A 17,267-nucleotide genomic window follows, 5' to 3' on the forward strand; every position below is an offset into this window, starting at 1 on the left:
CGGCCGCCCGTGCAGGTGTACGCGTACGCGGTCGCCGGGTGGCTGGCGCTGGCCGGCGCGCTCGGCATCGCGCGCAGCCACAACCTGGTCCACGCCGTGGTCGCGCTCTCGGTGGTGCAGTCCGGCACGTACGTCCTGCTGCTGTCGGTCGGATACCAGTGGGAGGCGGCGGCGCCGGTCTTCGCCTCCGGCGTCCCGGTCACCACCCCGGTCGTCGATCCGGTGGTGCAGGCGATGACGCTGACCGACATCGTCGTGTCGGCCACGGTCACCGCGCTGCTGCTCGCGCTGACGATCCAGATCGAGAAGCGGTTCGGGACGGTCGACCCGGACGAACTGCGGAAGCTGAAGGGCTGAGGTGCCCTGGGTCCCGGACACCGCGGCGGCGCCGCTGGCGGTCGCCGTGCCGATCGTGGCGGCGTGTCTGGCGCTGGTTGGCGCGCGGTGGGCGCCGCGCCCGCTGATCGACCTGCTCGCGACGGGGGCGGCGGCCGTGACCGCCTGGCTGACCGGGGCGCTCACGCTGGCCGCGTTCGGCGGCAGGGTGGTCACCTGGACCGGCGGCTGGTCTCCCCGGGACGGCCGGTCGGTGGGGATCGTCCTGGCGGCCGACCCGGTGAACGCCGGCCTCGCCTGCCTGGCCTCCGCGCTCACCTGCTGCGCCCTCCTGTACAGCTGGCGCTACGTGGACTCGGCGGCGGGCCACTACCACGCGCTCGTCCTGCTGTTCCTGGCCGGGATGAACGGCTTCGCCCTGACCGGCGACCTGTTCGACATGTTCGTGTTCTTCGAGCTGATGGGCGCGACCGCGTTCGCGCTGACCGGCCTGCGGGTCGAGGAGCCGAACTCGCTGCAGGGCGGCCTCAACTTCGCGGTGATCAACTCGCTGGCCGCGTACCTGTCCCTGATCGGCCTCGGCCTGCTGTACGCGCGGACCGGGCAGCTCGGCCTGGCCCAGATCGGCGCGGCCCTCGGCGGACGGCCGGCCGACGCGCTGGTCGTCGTGGCGTTCGTGCTGGCGATCGTCGGTTTCGTGACCAAGGCGGCGATGGCGCCGATGCACTTCTGGCTGGCGGACGCGCACGCGGTCGCCCCCGCGCCGGTGTGCGTGCTCATGTCCGGTGTGATGGTGGAGCTGGGCGTGTACGCGTTGGCGCGGGTGTACGTCACGGTCTTCTCCGCGGCCGTCCCGGCGGCGGCGGTGCGGGAGGCGTTCATCGCGTTCGGGGTGCTCACCGCCGCCGTCGGCTGCGTCATGTGCGTCACCCAGCGGCATCTCAAGCGGTTGTTCGCGTACTCGACGATCGCGCACATCGGGCTGTTCCTGATCGGCTTCGCCCTGCTGACGCCGGACGGGTTCACCGGGGTCGCCGTGTACGTGGCCGGCCACGCCGGGATCAAGGGGGCGCTGTTCCTCCTCGCGGGGCTGCTGCTCGACCGTTTCCAGACGGTGGACGAGGGCGAGCTGTTCGGGCGGGGCGGGCGCGGCGCCCCCTGCTGGCTGTTCCTGCTCGCGGCCCTCGCCCTGGCCGGGCTGCCGCCGCTCGGCCCCGGGCTGGGCAAGGCCCTCTCCGAGGACGCGGCGGGCGCGGCGGGCCTCCCCTGGCTGGCGGCCGTGTTCGTACTGGTGTCGGCCGTCACCGGCGGGGCCGTCCTGCGCGCCGGGCTGCGGGTCTTCCTCGGTCTCGGCCACCGGCTCGGCCCCGTGGAGCGGGACACGCAGACGGCGGGCGAGGAGCGGCCGGAGACGGAGACCGCGCTGACCCGCACGCCGCCCACCATGCTCGCCGCCGTCGTGCTGCTCGTCCTCGGAGGTGTCGCGGCGGGCGTGGCGGTGGGCCTGGTGCCCGCCCTCGCCGCGGCGGCCGGCCGGGCCGGGCAGACCTTCGCCGACCGGGCCGGCTATCTCGGCCAGGTGCTGTACGGCGGGCCGCCGCGCCCGGCGCCGCCGCCCGTCGCCGCGCGCTGGACCGGCTCCGGCGTCCTGTCCGGGGTGGTGTCCACCGTGCTCGCCGGCGCGGTCGCCGCGCTGTCCCTCTGGCTCCCGCGTGGGGCGCGTGTGCGGGCGCGGCGGCTGCGGCCCGCGGTGGACGGCCTGCACCGCCTGCACTCGGGCCACGTGGGCGACTACGTGGCGTGGCTGCTGGCCGGGGCCGCCGGTCTCGCCCTCGCCCTGCTGGCGCTGCCGGCCGCCGCCCCCGGCTGAGCCGCCCGGCTCAGAACCCCTGGGCCAGCCGGTGGTAGGCCTGGTTCCAGCGCAGTTCCTTGACGAGCCCGCGCACGGTGGTCGAGGCGTCGATCAGGACCAGCTCCACCCCGAGCATGTCGGCGAAGTCGGCCAGTTCCTCGGCGCCGACGGCCGCGGACAGGACGGTGTGGTGCGGGGCGCCCGCGGTCAGCCACGACTCGGCGGAGGTGCGCAGGTCGGGACGGGGACGCCACACCGCCCGCGCGACCGGCAGCCGCGGCAGCGGCTCCAGCGGGGAGACGACGTCGATCTCGTTCGCGACCAGCCGGAACCGGTCGCCCATGTCGGCCAGTCCGACCACGACCGCCGGGGCGGGCGCGGCGTCGAACACCAGCCGCACCGGGTCCTCCCGGCCGCCGATGCCGAGCGGGTGGATCTCGCAGGAGGGGACGCCGTCCGCGATCGTCGGGCAGACCTCCAGCATGTGCGCGCCGAGGATCAGCTCCTCCCCCGGCGTCAGGTGGTAGGTGTAGTCCTCCATGAAGGAGGTGCCGCCGGGCCGCCCCTCCGCCATCACCTTCAGCGTTCGCAGCAGCGCGGAGGTCTTCCAGTCGCCCTCGCCGCCGAAGCCGTACCCGTCGGCCATCAGGCGCTGGACGGCGAGGCCGGGAAGCTGGCGCAGCCCGCCCAGGTCCTCGAAGTTGGTGGTGAAGGCCCTGAACCCGCCGGCGTCGAGGAAGTGCCGCAGGCCCAGCTCGATGCGGGCCGCGTAGCGCAGCGACTCGTGCCGCTCCCCTCCCGCGCGCAGCTCGGGGGCGACCCGGTACAGCTCCTCGTACTCGCGGGTGAGCGCGGTGACGTCAGCATCGGAGGCGGCGTCGACCGCCTCGACGAGGTCGTTGACGCCGTAGGTGTTGACCGAGACGCCGAACCTGAGCTGGGCCTCCACCTTGTCGCCCTCGGTGACGGCGACGTCGCGCATGTTGTCACCGAAGCGCGCGAGCCGCAGCGTGGACAGCTCGGCCCGCCCGGCGGCGGCCCGCGCCCACGCCGCGATCCGCGCCACGACGGACGGGTCCGCGACATGCCCGGCCACGGTGGTGCGGGGCACGCCCAGCCGGGCCTGGACGAAGCCGAACTCCCGGTCGCCGTGCGCGGCCTGGTTAAGGTTCATGAAGTCCATGTCGATGGAGCTCCACGGCAGCTCCCGGTTGGCCTGCGTGTGCAGGTGCAGCAACGGCTTGCGCAGCGCGTCCAGCCCGGCGATCCACATCTTCGCCGGGGAGAACGTGTGCATCCACGCGATCAGGCCGCCGCAGTCGTCGTCGGCGTTCGCCTTGAGGCACGCCCGCCGGATGGCCCCGGCGTCCGTGAGCACCGGCTTCCACTCCACCTCGTACGGCAGCGCCTCGTCCAGCGCCGCCGCCACGGCCCGGGACTGCTCGGCCACCTGCCGCAGCGTGTCCTCGCCGTACAAACCCTGGCTGCCGGTCAGGAACCATAGCTTCACCGGTGACTCCTCTGTCCGTAGACGTTCTGGTAGCGGTCGTAAAGGCGGTCGACGTCGGCGGGCGCGATCGGCAGCGGCTCGCCGAGCTGGCGGGAGAGGTGGACCGTGCGGGCGACGTCCTCGCACATCACGGCCGCCTTCACCGCGGCCTTCGGCGACGCGCCGACCGTGAAGACGCCGTGGTTGCGCATGAGCACGGCGCGCGAGCGGTGGCCGGAGAGGGTCTCGACGACTCCCCTGCCGATGTCGTCGCCGCCGATCAGCGCGAAGGGGCCGACCGGGATCTCGCCGCCGAACTCGTCGGCCATCGCGGTGAGCACGCACGGGATGGGCTCGCCGCGCGCCGCCCAGGCCGACGCGTACGTGGAGTGGGTGTGCACCACGCCGTTCACCTCGGGCATGTGCCGGTAGACGTACGCGTGCGCGGCGGTGTCGCTGGACGGCGAGAACGATCCCTCGACGAGGACCCCGTCGAGGTCGCAGACGACCATCGTCTCGGGCGTCAGCTCGTCGTAGGAGACCCCGCTCGGCTTGATCACGAACAGGTCGGCGCCGGGGACGCGGCCGGAGACGTTCCCCGCGGTCCAGGCCACCAGGTTGTTGCGCACCAGTTCGGCGTGCAGCCCGCAGACGGTCTCGCGCAGCAGCCGGATGGGGGTCATGAGTGCTCCTTCACCGATTCGTTGCGGAGGGCGCGCAGCCGGTGCAGCATGCCGCCGTCTCCGAAGTGGTCGTGCAGACGGCGGTACTCCGCGTACAGCCGGTCGTAGGCGTCGGCGCGCCCGGGGTCGGGCAGGTACGCCGCCTCCGCGCGACTGCCCATCGCCGCGGCGGCCGAGGTGATGTCCGGGTACGCCCCGGCGGCGACGGCCGCGTGGATCGCCGACCCGAGGGCGCAGCCCTGGGCGGACCCGATCACCGAGAGCGGGCGGCGCAGGACGTCGGCGTAGACCTGCATCAGGAACCGGTTCCTGGTCAGGCCGCCCGCGACGACGAACTCCGCGACCGGCACCCCGGACGCCTCGAAGGCCTCCACGATCGTGCGGGCGCCGAAGGCGGTGGCCTCGATGAGCGCCCGGTAGGTGTCCTCGGGGCGGGTGGCGAGCGTCTGGCCGACGACGACCGCGGACAGGTCGTGGTCGACCAGCACCGACCGGTTGCCGTTGTGCCAGTCGAGCGCGACCAGGCCGTGCTCGCCGACCCGCTGGGCGGCGGCGAGCTCGGTGAGGTGCTCGTGCGCGGTCAGGCCGCGCCGCTCCGCCTCCCGGTGGTAGCGGGCGGGCACGCAGGTGTCGACGAACCAGGCGAAGATGTCGCCGACGCCGGACTGCCCCGCCTCGTAGCCCCACAGCCCCGGCACGATGCCGTCGCGTACCACGCCGCACATGCCGGGCACCTCGGCGAGGGTGTCGGAGGGCATGATGTGGCAGGTCGAGGTGCCCATGATCGCGACCATCTGCCCGGGCCGTACGGCGTCCGCGGCGGCGGCGGTGACGTGCGCGTCGACGTTGCCGACCGCGACGGCGATGCCCTCGGGCAGCGTGGTCCACGCGGCGGCGCGGGCGGTCAGCCGGCCCGCGAGGCCGCCGAGGGGGGAGAGTTCCCGGCCGAGCTTGCCGGTGAAACCGGCGAAGGCGGGGTTCAGCTCGGCCAGGAAGTCCTCGGAGGGATAGCCGCCGTCCTGGAAGATCCCCTTGTATCCGGCGGTGCAGACGTTGCGGGTCTCGACGCCGGTGAGCTGCCAGACGATCCAGTCGGCCGCCTCGATCCACCGCTCGGCCGCGGCGTAGGTCTCGGGGTCCTCCTCCAGGAGCTGCAGGCCCTTGGCGAACTGCCACTCGGAGGAGATCTTCCCGCCGTACCTGGGCAGCCAGGTCTCGCCGCGCCGCGCGGCGAGCGTGTTGATCCGGTCGGCGTACGGCTGCGCGGAGTGGTGCTTCCACAGCTTGGGCCAGGCGTGCGGGCGGTCGGGGAACAGCTCGCACAGCGGCGTGCCGTCCGCTCTGGCGGGCAGGACCGTGCAGGCGGTGAAGTCGGTGCCGATGCCGACGACCTGTTCCGGGGAGACCTCGGCCTCGGCCAGCGCCCGCGGCACCGCGACACGCAGCACCTCGCACCAGTCCTGGGGCGACTGCAGCGCCCAGTCGGGGCCCAGGCGGGGTCCGCCGCCCGGCAGCCGGTCGTCGATCACCCGGTGGGCGTACTCGTGCACGGCGGCGCCCAGCTCGGCGCCGTCGGCGACCCGCACCACGACCGCTCGGCCGGACAGCGTGCCGAAGTCCACGCCGACGACGCAGCGCTCGCTGTTAGCGTTCACATTCAACTCCAGGGGGAACTCGTGGGGCGAAGCCGCGTGTCTCCGCCGGTCTCCGCGGGGTCTCTATCGGGCGGGGGCGGTGCTGGACCTGACGACGAGGGTCGGCGGCACGACCAGGCGCTCGTCCGACCCGGCTCCCGCGTCGATCCGCCGCAGCAGCACCTCGATGCAGTGCCGGCCGACCGCGCCGAAGTCCTGCCGGACGGTGGTCAGCGGGGGCGAGAAGAACTCGGACTCGGGGATGTCGTCGAAGCCGACGACGCTGATCCGGCCGGGGACCGGAACCCCCTCCTCGGAGAGCGCGCGCAGCACGCCGAGCGCCATCTGGTCGTTGGCCGCGAAGACGGCGGTGACGCCCTCCGACGCGGCCAGGATCTTGCCCGCCTCGTAACCGGCGCGCGGGCTCCAGTCACCGGCGAGCGGCTCGGGGACCTGGCGGCCCGCCTCCTCCAGCGCTGAGCGCCAGCCCTCCATCCGGCCTTCGGCCTCCAGCCAGTCGGACGGGCCGCTGACGTGCCAGACCGTCTCGTGCCCGAGCTCCAGCAGGTGCCGGACGACGAGCCTGGCCCCCTCGACCTGGTCGATGCACACCACCGGGATGTCGGCCCGGTGGGTGCCCTCGACCGCCACCACGGGCGTGTCCGCGGGCAGGCTCTCCAGCGCCCGGCTGGCCGAGTGCTGCGGGGCGACCACCACGATCCCGTCGACGCCCTGCTCGGTGAGGTAGTCGATGGCGTCGCGCACGCCCTCGGCGTCGATCGTCTTCAGGCTCACGATGCTGACGAAGTATCCGGCGGCCCTGGCCGCCTGCTGGATGCCGTAGATCGTGCTGGCCGGGCCGTACAGCGTCGTGTCGAAACTCACCACGCCGAGCGTCCGCGACCGCCGGGTGACCAGGGCGCGGGCGACCAGGTTGCGGCGGTAGCCCAGCCGGCTGATCGCCGCCTCCACCCGCGCGCGGGTGTCGGCCCGGACGTTCGGATGGTCGTTGAGCACCCGGGAGACCGTCTGGTGGGACACTCCCGCCTCCCTGGCCACGTCGGCCATGACCGGCATGCGGTGCTTGTTCGATCCCACGGTCTCTCCTTCCGGTCCCCAAGAGCTGCTGCGATCGTATTGCCGGAGCGGTCAGCCCCGGGCCCCCGCCCTGCGCTTCGTCCACACGTCGAAGGCGACGGCGGCCAGCAGGACGGCTCCCTTGACGAGCATGACGCGCTCGCTGGGCGAGCCGATCAGGGACATGCCGTTGTTGATCACGGCCATGATGAGACCGCCGGTGATCGCGCCGGCGACCTTGCCGACACCGCCCTGCACCGCGGCGCCGCCGATGAAGGCCGCGGCGATGGCGTCGAGCTCGAAGCTGTTGCCGGCCGTCGGACCCGCCTGGTTGAGCCGCCCGGCGAAGATGATGCCGGCGATGGCCGACAGGACGCCCATATTAACGAAGATCCAGAAAACGACCTTCTTGACCTTGACGCCGGACATGACGGCCGCCTGCAGGTTGCCGCCGATGGCGTAGATCTGCCGGCCGAAGACCGTGCGGCCCGCCATCAGGGAGTACGCCAGCACCAGGACGGCCAGCAGCACCAGCACCCAGGGCAGGTTCTTGAAACGGGCGAGCTGGACGACGAGGAAGAGGATCAGCGCGGCGCCGGCCGCCATCTTGAGCGCGAACAGCGCCACCGGCTCCACGACCTGGCCGTAGCCGCGGCGGGCGGCCCGGCCGCGCCACTGCGCCGCGACCATGCCCGCGACGGCGACCAGGCCGACCAGCAGGCTGAACAGGTCGGCGCCGCCCAGCGGCCCGAGGCCGACGTTGCCGAGGTAGCCGTCGGTGAATCCGTTGGCGAGCGTGCGCACCTGGTCGGGGAACGGGCCGATGCCCTGGTTGCCCAGCACGGTCAGGGTGAGCGCGCGGAACAGCAGCATGCCGGCCAGCGTCACGATGAACGCCGGGATGCCGAAGTAGGCGACCCAGTACCCCTGCCAGGCGCCGATGAGGCCGCCGGCCACGACCGTGAGCAGCAGGGCGAGCGGCCACGGCACGCCCATGTCCACCATGAGCACCGCGGCGAGGGCACCCGTCACCGCGACCACCGACCCCACCGACAGGTCGATGTGCCCGGCGATGATGATCAGGATCATCCCGATCGCGAGGATCAGGACGTAGGAGTTCTGGACGATGATGTTGGAGATGTTCTGCGGCTGGAGCAGCGCGCCGTCGGTGAGCACCGAGAACAGCGCGACGATGAGCGCGAAGGCTATGTAGATGCCGCCGGCGCGCAGGTTGAGCGACAGCCCGCCCAGCGACACCCGGCCTGGCAGGCGCGGCTCTTCCGGCCGGCCGCCCTTCGCGCCGGCCTCCACGCCGGCGGGCGTGATGCTGCTCATCCGAGCTACTCCTGTCCCTTGGTCATGAGATGCATGAGGCGTTCCTGCGTGGCGTCCCGGCGCGCCACCTCACCGGTGACGCGGCCCTCGCAGAGGGTGTAGATGCGGTCGCACAGGCCGAGCAGCTCGGGGAGCTCCGAGGAGATGACCAGTACGGCCCTGCCCTCGCCGGCCAGGCGGTTGATGATCGTGTAGATCTCGTACTTGGCTCCGACGTCGATGCCGCGGGTCGGCTCGTCGAGGATCAGCACGTCGGGCTCGGTGAGGATCCACTTGGAGAGGACGACCTTCTGCTGGTTGCCGCCGCTCAGCTTGCCGACGACGCTCGACACGCCGGGCGCCTTGATGTTCATGCTCGCGCGGAACCCCTCGGCGACCCGGTACTCCTCGCGCTCGTCGACCCAGCCGCGGCGGGCCAGACGGGGCAGCCCGGCGGCCGAGACGTTGCGCTTGATGTCGTCGATGAGGTTGAGGCCGTACCTCTTGCGGTCCTCGGTGGCGTACGCGAGGCCGTGCCCGATCGCGTCCTGGACGGTCCGGATCTCGATCGGCCTGCCGTCCTTGAAGATCCGGCCGGAGACGCGCACGCCGTACGTCCGGCCGAACACGCTCATCGCCAGTTCGGTGCGGCCCGCGCCCATGAGCCCGGCGAGGCCGACGATCTCGCCCCTGCGCAGGGTCAGGCTCGCCCTGTCGACCACCTTCCTGCCGGGCTGGCTGGGGCTGTGGACGGTCCAGTCCTCGATGCGCAGCACCTCCTCGCCGATCGCCGGCTCGTGCGGCGGGAAACGGTTGTCGAGGGCGCGGCCGACCATGCCGGAGATGATCCGGTCCTCCGTCACGTCGTCGGTCGCCATGTCGAGCGTCTCGACCGTCCTGCCGTCGCGGATGATCGTGACCGAGTCGGCGATCGCGGTGACCTCGTTGAGCTTGTGGGAGATGATCACGCAGGTGATGCCCTCGTCCCGCAGCCCGCGCAGCAGGTCGAGCAGGTGGGCGGAGTCGTCGTCGTTCAGCGCGGCGGTCGGCTCGTCGAGGATGAGCAGCCGCACCTCCTTCGACAGCGCCTTCGCGATCTCGACGAGCTGCTGCTTGCCCACGCCGATGTCGGAGACGGCGGTGGTCGGGTTCTCGCGCAGGCCCACCCGCTCCATGAGCCGGGCGGCCTCGTGGTTGGTGCGGTTCCAGTCGATGAGGCCGCGCCTGGCCCGCTCGTTGCCGAGGAAGATGTTCTCGGCGATCGAGAGCTGCGGGCAGAGGGCCAGCTCCTGGTGGATGATGACGACGCCGGCGTGCTCGCTGTCGCGGATGCCGCCGAACGCGCAGCGCGCGCCGTCGAAGTGGATCTCGCCGTCGTAGGAGCCGTGCGGGTACACCCCGGACAGCACCTTCATCAGCGTCGATTTGCCGGCGCCGTTCTCGCCGCAGATCGCGTGGATCTCGCCCCGCCGCACCGACAGCGTGACGTCCTGCAGCGCCTTCACACCGGGGAACGTCTTGGTGATGCCGTTCATCCGCAAGATGTGGTCCGTCATCGGAAACCTCCGAGGAAACCTCCGCCTTCGGGCGGAGAAGGAATCGGACTCCCCGCAGAGCAGGGCAAAGGCTCGAGCCCCTCGCTCAGGGGCCCCGGGGACGCGCCGCCCCCGGGGCACGTCCCTACTTGAGCTGGTCCTCGGTGTAGTAGCCGCCGCCGACGATGACGTCCTTGTAGTTGCCCTTGTCGACGACGACCGGGTCGAGCAGGTAGGCGGGGACGACCTTGTTCCCGTTGTCGTAGTCCTTGGTGTTGTTCACCTCGGGCGTGCCGCCCTTCAGGACGGCGTCGGCCATCTTGACCGTGGTCTCGGCGAGCTTGCGCGTGTCCTTGAAGATCGTGGAGTACTGCTCTCCGGCGACGATCGACTTCACCGACGCCAGCTCGGCGTCCTGGCCGGTCACGATCGGGTACGGCTGGCCGCCGGTGCCGTAGCCGCTGCTCTTGAGCGCCGACAGGATGCCGATGGACAGGCCGTCGTACGGCGAGAGCACGCCGTCGACCTTGGCGCCGCCGGTGTAGGTCTTGGTGAGGATGTCCTCCATGCGCTTCTGCGCGGTGGCCGGGTCCCAGCGCAGGATGGCGGCGGTCTTGAAGTCGGTCTGGCCGCTCTTGACCTTCAGCGTGCCGTCGTCGATCTTCGGCTGGAGCACCGACATGGCGCCGTTCCAGAAGAAGGTGGCGTTGTTGTCGTCGGGTGAGCCGCCGAACAGCTCGACGTTGAACGGGCCCTTCTCGCCCTTGTCCACGCCGAGGCCGGCCAGCAGCGAGGACGCCTGCTGCACGCCGACCTTGAAGTTGTCGAAGGTGGCGTAGTAGTCGACGTTCGGGCTGTTGCGGATCAGGCGGTCGTAGGCGATGACCGGGATCTTGTTGTCGGCCGCCTGCTGGAGCTGGGAGGTCAGCGCGGTGCCGTCGATCGAGGCCACGATCAGGAGCTTCGCACCCTTGGTGATCTGGTTCTCGATCTGGTTGGCCTGGGTGGGGATGTCGTTCTCCGCGTACTGCAGGTCGACCCGGTAGCCGAGCTTCTCGAGCTGCGACTTGACGTTGTCGCCGTCGTGGATCCAGCGCTCCGACGACTTGGTGGGCATGGTGACGCCGATCAGGGCTCCGGCGGCACCGCCGCCGGCGGCGGCGGACGCCTCCGTGTCGATCGTCTTCTGGCTGGAGCCGCAGGCCGTCATGGTCGCGGCGAGCGCGATCGCGGACATCACGCCCCCGATTCGTCCCAACCTCATCGTGCTTCTCCTCGCAGTGGGGGTTCGGCGACGCCGCCGAAGGCGGCCGCCGGCAATGAAGATTCGCCCAAACGGTGACAGAACGGAATAAAGTTCTCATGCCGTCTGGAGAGATTGTTATCGTTAACATTCACGGTGTCAATGGGTTGCCGTGACCCGCCGGCAACGTTCGGGTAACCCTCGGCCGCTAGCCGCGGCGGGCCGAGATGAGCCGTTGCAGCAGGATGAAGGCGAACAGCAGCAGGCCGATGAAGATCTTGGTCCACCAGGAGCTCAGCGTGCCCTCGAAGCTGATGATCGTCTGGATCAGGCCGAGCACCAGCACGCCGAGCACCGTCCCGAGCAGGTAGCCGGAGCCGCCGGTCAGCAGCGTCCCGCCGATCACGACGGCCGCGATCGCGTCCAGTTCCATGCCGACCGCGTGCAGGCCGTACCCGGACAACATGTAGAAGGACAGCAGCACCCCGCCGAGCGCGGAGCAGAAGCCGCTGATCGTGTAGACCGCGATCTTCGTGCGGGCCACCGGGAGGCCCATGAGCAGCGCCGACTGCTCACCGCCGCCGACGGCGTAGACGTCGCGGCCGAGGCGCGTGTGGTGCAGCACGTACGCCGCGGCGAGCACCACGACGAGTGCCACGACCACGCTCGGCGAGACCCACAGGCCGCCGCCGAGGCGGACCTTCGTCTGCGCGAGCGCGGTGAAGGTCCCGTCGGTGATCGGGATCGACTCGGTGCCGATCGTGTAGCACAGGCCGCGGGCCAGGAACATGCCGGCGAGCGTCACGATGAACGGCTGGATCTCGAAGTGGTGGATGATCGCGCCCATCGCCAGCCCGAGCGCCGCTCCGATGGCCAGGACCAGCACGATCACCGCCGGGGCGGGCCAGCCGTGGCCGGTGAGCAGCGTCGCCGAGATCATCGTGGACAGCGCGACCACCGAGCCCACCGACAGGTCGATGCCGCCGGTGAGGATCACGAACGTCATGCCGACCGCGACCACCAGAAGGAAGGCGTTGTCGACGAAGACGTTCAGCACGACCTGGCCGTCGGCGAAGCCGCGGTAGCGCAGGCCGCCCGCGACGAGCATCGCCGCGAACAACCCGGCGGTCACCAGGACGGGCACGTACTTCCTGGGCACCTTCCGCGGGAGCCCGCGGCGGCCGGCCGGGAGAGCGGCGCTCATGCCGTCACCTTCACCTTCTCGTCGGGCGCCGGGCGCGGGCTCGCCGGGCGCGCGCGGCGGTGGAACGCCTTCCTCCCGAAGGCCGGGGACTGCACCAGGCACACGAGCGTCACCACGAGCGCCTTGAACAGCAGCGTCGTCTCCGGGGGGACGCCGATGGAGTAGATCGTGGTCGTCAGCGTCTGGATGATCAGCGCGCCCAGGACGGTGCCGCCGAGCGAGAACCGGCCGCCCGCCAGGGACGTGCCGCCGATGACGACGGCCAGGATGGCGTCCAGCTCGATCCACAACCCGGCGTTGTTTCCGTCCGCGCTGGAGACGTTGGAGCTGATCATCAGCCCGGCGACGCCCGCGCACAGCGCGCAGAACGCGTACACCGTGACGATCAGGCCGCGCGCGCGGACGCCGGCCAGCCGGCTCGCCTCGGCGTTGCCGCCGACCGACTCGATCAGCAGGCCGAGGGCCAGCCGCCGGGTGAGGAACACGGTCAGCGCCAGCACCGCGGCCACCACGACGATCCCGAACGGCAGGGTCAGCCAGTAGCCGCCGCCGATCAGCTTGTACGGCGCGCTGTTCACCGTGATGATCTGGCCGTCCGTGACGAGCTGGGCCAGGCCGCGCCCGGCCACCATCAGGATCAGCGTCGCGATGATCGGCTGGATGCCCGCCCCGGCGACGAGGAAGCCGTTCCACGCGCCGAGGGCAAGCGAGAGCGCCAGCGCGACGCCGACCGCGGCCAGCACACCGCCGACCGACCCCTGATCGCCCAGCTCGCTGATCCGCAGGCAGGCGAGCGCCCCGGAGATCGCCACCACCGAGCCGACCGACAGGTCGATGCCGCCGGTGGCGATGACCAGGGTCATGCCGGTGGCGACGAGGATCAGCGGCGCCCCGAAGCGGACGATGTCGACCAGACTGCCGTACAGGTGCCCGTCCTTCATCTGCACCGAGAAGAAGTGGTCGGTGAAGACCAGGTTGAGCAGCAGCAGCCCGGCCAGGGTGACGGCGGGCCAGAACAGGCGGTGCCGCGCGACCGCGTTCATGACCGGGCTCCGCTCGCGATCGTCTCCATGAGGACCTCCGTGGTCAGGCCCGCGTCGTTCTCCAGCTCGGCGACCAGCCGCCGGTCGCGCAGCACGCCGACCTTGTGGCTCAGCCGCAGCACCTCCTCCAGTTCGGCGGAGATGTACAGCACGGCCATGCCGCCGTCGGACAGCTCGGCGACCAGGCGCTGGATCTCCGCCTTCGCCCCGACGTCGATGCCGCGGGTCGGCTCGTCGAGGATGAGCAGGCGGGGCTCCAGGATGAGCCAGCGGGCGAGCAGCACCTTCTGCTGGTTGCCGCCGCTGAGGTTCCCGATGAGCTGCTCGGGGTCGGCCGGGCGGATGTTCAGGGCTGCGACGTATTTGGCGACCAGCTCGTCCTGCCTGCGGCGGGGCAGCGGCCTGGCCCAGCCGCGCGCGGCCTGCAGGGCGAGGATCAGGTTCTCCCGCACGGTGAGGCCGGGGACGAGGCCCTCGGCCCGCCGGTTCTCCGAGCAGAACGCGATGCCGTGGCCCATCGCCGCGCGCGGTGTGCGCAGCCCGGCCGTCCGCCCCGCCACGCTGACCGATCCGGTGCCGGCGTGGTCGGCGCCGAACAGCAGCCGGGCGATCTCGGTCCGGCCGGAGCCGAGCAGCCCGGCCAGGCCGACGACCTCGCCCTCCCTGATCGTCAGGGTGAACGGCTCGATCGCGCCGGGGCGGCCCAGCTCGCGCGCCTCCACCAGGGGCGCTCCCCCGCGCGCGGGCGGCCTGGCCCCGAGCTCCTCCAGGTCGGCCAGCTCGCGGCCGATCATCTTGGCGACCAGCTCGACCTGGGACAGCTCGGCGGTCGCGTACTCGCCGACCAGCCTGCCGTTCCTGAGGATCGTCATCCGGTCGGAGATCTCGTAGATCTGGTCGAGGAAGTGGGAGACGAACAGGATCGCGATGCCCTGCTCCTTGAGCCGGCGCATGACCCGGAAGAGCTGGGCGACCTCGCTCGCGTCGAGGCTGGACGTGGGCTCGTCGAGGATCAGCACCCGCGCCTCGACCGCCACCGCCCGGGCGATGGCCACCATCTGCTGGACCGCCAGTGAGTACGACGACAGCGGCAGTGTCACGTCGACGTCCAGGTCGAGGCCGGCCAGCAACTCGGCCGCCCGGCGGCGGACCTCCTTCCACCGGATCCGGCCGAAGCGCCGGGGCTCGCGTCCGATGAAGATGTTCTCCGCCACCGACAGGTTGGCGCAGAGGTTCACCTCCTGGTAGACGGTGCTGATCCCGGCCTGCCGGGCGGCCTGCGGCCCGCTGAACGCCACCGGGCGGCCGTCCAGCTCGATCTCGCCCGCGTCGATGCCGTACACGCCGGTCAGCACCTTGATCAGAGTCGACTTCCCGGCGCCGTTCTCGCCCATCAGGGCGTGGACCTCGCCGGGCAGCAGCCGGAAGTCGACGCCGTCCAGCGCCTTGACGCCGGGGAACTCTTTGCCGATCCCGCTTATCCGCAGGATCGGCGGGGGTACGGCCATGCGGCGCCCCTCTCCTCGTCCTTCGTCACCGGGCCGCCGGCGGGAGCGCCGCCGGGGCCGTCACCGGGTTCGCGGCGACGCCGGGGCCGGCCGCCCCGGCGTCGCGGTCGCGTCAGTATTGCCGCGTGGGCAGGGCCTGCTTGGCCTGCTCCTGGGTGAAGGTGGTCTCCTCGGTGACCACGCGGGCCGGCACCTGCTCGCCCTTGACGACCTTCTTGGCCAGGTCCATGAGCTGGGGGCCCAGCAGCGGGCTGCACTCGACGATGTAGTTGATCTTTCCGTCGGCCAGCGCCTGCATCCCGTCGCGCACCGCGTCCACCGTTATGATCTTGATGTCCTTGCCCGGGACCTTGCCCGCGCCCTCGATCGCCTCGATGGCGCCGAGGCCCATGTCGTCGTTGTGCGCGTACAGCACGTCGATGTCGGGGTTGGACTTCAGGAAGGCCTCCATGACCTCCTTGCCCTTGGCGCGGGTGAAGTCGCCGGACTGCGAGGCGACGACCGTGAACTTCGGGTCGGCGGCGATGACCTCGGCGAAGCCCGCCTTGCGGTCGTTGGCCGGGGCGGAGCCGGTGGTGCCCTGCAGTTCGACGATGTTCACCGGGTCCTTGGCGTCCTTGTACTCCTCGACCAGCCACTGGCCGGCCTTGCGGCCCTCCTCCACGAAGTCGGATCCGAGGAAGGTCTTGTAGAGGCTCGTGTCCTCGGAGTCGACGGCCCGGTCGGTGAGGATGACCGGGATGTTCGCGTCCTTGGCCTCCTTGAGCACCGTGTCCCAGCCCGACTCGACGACCGGCGAGAAGGCGATGACGTCCACCTTCTGCTGGATGTAGGAGCGGATCGCCTTGATCTGGTTCTCCTGCTTCTGCTGCGCGTCGGAGAACTTCAGCTCGACCCCGGCGCTCTTCGCCGACTCCTGGACGGACTTGGTGTTGGCGGTCCGCCAGCCGCTCTCCGCGCCGACCTGCGCGAACCCCATCACGAGCGCTCCGTCGCCGCCGCCCGCGGCCGGTCCCGCGCCGCCGCCGCACGCGGCCAGCGTCAGGGCGGTGGCGCCGGCCAGAACCAGCGCCGAGATCCTCTTCAACACGGTGGGGGTCCCTTCTTGATGTGAGCGCTAACAGGCCGCGTCGCGACCCGGCCTCTTCTCCTGCGGCCGGCACGCGCCCGGCCGCGCCGAGCATCACGAGCGGGTGGCCCCCGACGTCCGGCCCCGCCTCTCTCTTCGGCTTGGGCAAGACTGTGAACGTTAACAACTGCACCGTCAAGAGGGCGTCGCGTCACGTTCCGATCACGGCGAAACGCGCCGGAAACCCGCTATTGACGTTCCGGCGAACGGGCTCTTGACTGGTGCGCACTTCCATTGCCGACGCTCACTCGCTTCTGTCCGCCCGTGTTGTTAGCGTTAACAAACGCCATTGGAGAAGCCCCACGAAACGGAAGACCTGGACACTCACCTCGCCGCCGGCGCCGGGTGCCGCCCGGTGGAGCGTCACTCCACCAGGCGCTCCGAAACCGCCCGCCACCCCAGCCCGGCCGCCACCCCGGTCCGCCCGCGCGGCGCGGTCGAGCGGCGCGGTCGAGCGGGCGTCTCAGAAGACCGGCCCACCCTCTACGGGCGGGCCGCTCTCGGGGGACGGGGCCCAGATCCGCCCGAGCGTTTCCGGTGTCAGGACCGCGCCAGGGGGACCCGCCGCGACGAGGCGGCCCCGATCGAGCAGCAGGCACCGGTCCGCCCGCGCCGCGGCGTCGAGGTCGTGGGTCGCCTGGACCACGGTGACACCGGCCGCCGCGGCCTCGCCGAGCGCGGCGGCGATGCGCCGCCGCGCGTCGAGGTCGAGCCCGGTGGCCGGCTCGTCGAGCAGGAGCAGGTCCGGCTCCTGGGCGAGCCCCTGCGCGACCAGGACGCGCTGCCGCTGGCCGCCCGACAGATCGCCCAGCCGCCGGGCCGCGAGGTCGAGGACGCCGAGGCGCGCCATTGAGTCGCGCACCACCGACCGGTCCCGCTCCGTCAGCCTCCGCCACGGTCCCCGATGTGCCCAGCGGCCCATCGCGACCGCCTCCCGAACCGTGATCGGCAGGCCGTCGGGGACCGCGCTCCGCTGCACCACGAATCCGGCGCGGCGGCCGCTCGCGCGCTCGACCCGGCCGGACGCCGGGCGCAGGACGCCCGCCAGCACGCTCAGCAGGGTGGACTTCCCGGAGCCGTTCGGACCGACGAGCGCGGTCACCCGGGAGCGCGGGATCCGGGCCGTGATGCCGCGCAGCACCGCTCCTCGCCCGTAACCGGCGACGAGATCGCGGATCTCGACCCCCGCCTCCTCCTCGTTCCCGTGCATGACGACACCT

At 71.7% G+C, this 17,267-nt stretch carries 14 protein-coding genes; 2 read left to right on the top strand and 12 right to left on the bottom strand.

The annotated features are described in order from the left end of the window. Window positions 1–9 precede the first annotated feature (9 nt). Together AWQ70_RS18410 and AWQ70_RS18415 are read left to right on the top strand one after the other, a co-directional pair. Entirely contained in the window at window positions 10–357 is a 348-nt protein-coding gene (locus AWQ70_RS18410; protein ID WP_067177639.1) for a sodium:proton antiporter, read from the top strand. 1 nt (window position 358) lies between these two features. After that, entirely contained in the window at window positions 359–2,206 is a 1,848-nt protein-coding gene (locus tag AWQ70_RS18415) for a complex I subunit 5 family protein (RefSeq protein WP_218004581.1), read from the top strand. A 10-nt stretch (window positions 2,207–2,216) separates the two neighbouring features. On the opposite strand, the gene araA is transcribed toward AWQ70_RS18415, so the two are convergent. The 12 genes from araA to aztA all read right to left on the bottom strand — a co-directional run bounded on the left by araA (window position 2,217) and on the right by aztA (window position 17,257). Continuing rightward, window positions 2,217–3,698 carry an L-arabinose isomerase gene (araA, locus tag AWQ70_RS18420; protein WP_067177641.1) on the bottom strand — a complete coding sequence of 494 codons (1,482 nt, stop codon included), beginning with the start codon at window positions 3,696–3,698 and terminating at the stop codon, window positions 2,217–2,219. Then, window positions 3,695–4,360, bottom strand: a complete 666-nt coding sequence (locus AWQ70_RS18425; RefSeq protein WP_067177643.1) for an L-ribulose-5-phosphate 4-epimerase — start codon at window positions 4,358–4,360, stop codon at window positions 3,695–3,697. Before AWQ70_RS18425 ends, araA begins: the two co-directional genes overlap by 4 nt. Continuing rightward, complete coding sequence (gene araB, locus AWQ70_RS18430) at window positions 4,357–6,015, bottom strand: ribulokinase (RefSeq protein WP_067177646.1); 1,659 nt, start codon at window positions 6,013–6,015, stop codon at window positions 4,357–4,359. The genes AWQ70_RS18425 and araB overlap by 4 nt, the downstream gene beginning before the upstream one ends. A gap of 63 nt (window positions 6,016–6,078) precedes the next feature. Next, a complete protein-coding gene (locus AWQ70_RS18435) occupies window positions 6,079–7,062 on the bottom strand; it encodes a LacI family DNA-binding transcriptional regulator (RefSeq protein ID WP_067178037.1) in 984 nt (327 codons plus the stop codon). An 81-nt stretch (window positions 7,063–7,143) separates the two neighbouring features. Next, window positions 7,144–8,406: a multiple monosaccharide ABC transporter permease gene (gene mmsB, locus AWQ70_RS18440; protein WP_218004582.1), complete on the bottom strand. Its 1,263-nt coding sequence runs from the start codon at window positions 8,404–8,406 to the stop codon at window positions 7,144–7,146. A 5-nt stretch (window positions 8,407–8,411) separates the two neighbouring features. Then, window positions 8,412–9,941 (bottom strand): multiple monosaccharide ABC transporter ATP-binding protein, encoded by a 1,530-nt coding sequence (gene mmsA, locus AWQ70_RS18445; protein ID WP_067177648.1) that lies wholly within the window; start codon window positions 9,939–9,941, stop codon window positions 8,412–8,414. Window positions 9,942–10,065: 124 nt separating this feature from the next. Next, the gene (gene chvE / locus AWQ70_RS18450; protein WP_067177650.1) at window positions 10,066–11,184 is read right to left on the bottom strand and encodes a multiple monosaccharide ABC transporter substrate-binding protein; all 1,119 of its coding nucleotides are present in this window, start codon (window positions 11,182–11,184) and stop codon (window positions 10,066–10,068) included. A gap of 187 nt (window positions 11,185–11,371) precedes the next feature. Next, window positions 11,372–12,367 carry a galactofuranose ABC transporter, permease protein YjfF gene (gene yjfF, locus AWQ70_RS18455; protein WP_067177652.1) on the bottom strand — a complete coding sequence of 332 codons (996 nt, stop codon included), beginning with the start codon at window positions 12,365–12,367 and terminating at the stop codon, window positions 11,372–11,374. Beyond that, a complete protein-coding gene (locus AWQ70_RS18460; protein WP_067177655.1) occupies window positions 12,364–13,410 on the bottom strand; it encodes an ABC transporter permease in 1,047 nt (348 codons plus the stop codon). Before AWQ70_RS18460 ends, yjfF begins: the two co-directional genes overlap by 4 nt. Beyond that, the gene (locus AWQ70_RS18465) at window positions 13,407–14,918 is read right to left on the bottom strand and encodes a sugar ABC transporter ATP-binding protein (RefSeq protein WP_067177657.1); all 1,512 of its coding nucleotides are present in this window, start codon (window positions 14,916–14,918) and stop codon (window positions 13,407–13,409) included. The genes AWQ70_RS18460 and AWQ70_RS18465 overlap by 4 nt, the downstream gene beginning before the upstream one ends. A 112-nt stretch (window positions 14,919–15,030) precedes the next feature. Then, entirely contained in the window at window positions 15,031–16,008 is a 978-nt protein-coding gene (locus tag AWQ70_RS18470) for an ABC transporter substrate-binding protein (protein ID WP_067177659.1), read from the bottom strand. Window positions 16,009–16,510: 502 nt separating this feature from the next. Next, a complete protein-coding gene (aztA, locus tag AWQ70_RS18475; RefSeq protein WP_067177661.1) occupies window positions 16,511–17,257 on the bottom strand; it encodes a zinc ABC transporter ATP-binding protein AztA in 747 nt (248 codons plus the stop codon). Window positions 17,258–17,267 lie beyond the last annotated feature (10 nt).

It is taken from the genome of Microtetraspora niveoalba (genome assembly GCF_001570405.1).
Classification (GTDB): domain Bacteria; phylum Actinomycetota; class Actinomycetes; order Streptosporangiales; family Streptosporangiaceae; genus Microtetraspora; species Microtetraspora niveoalba.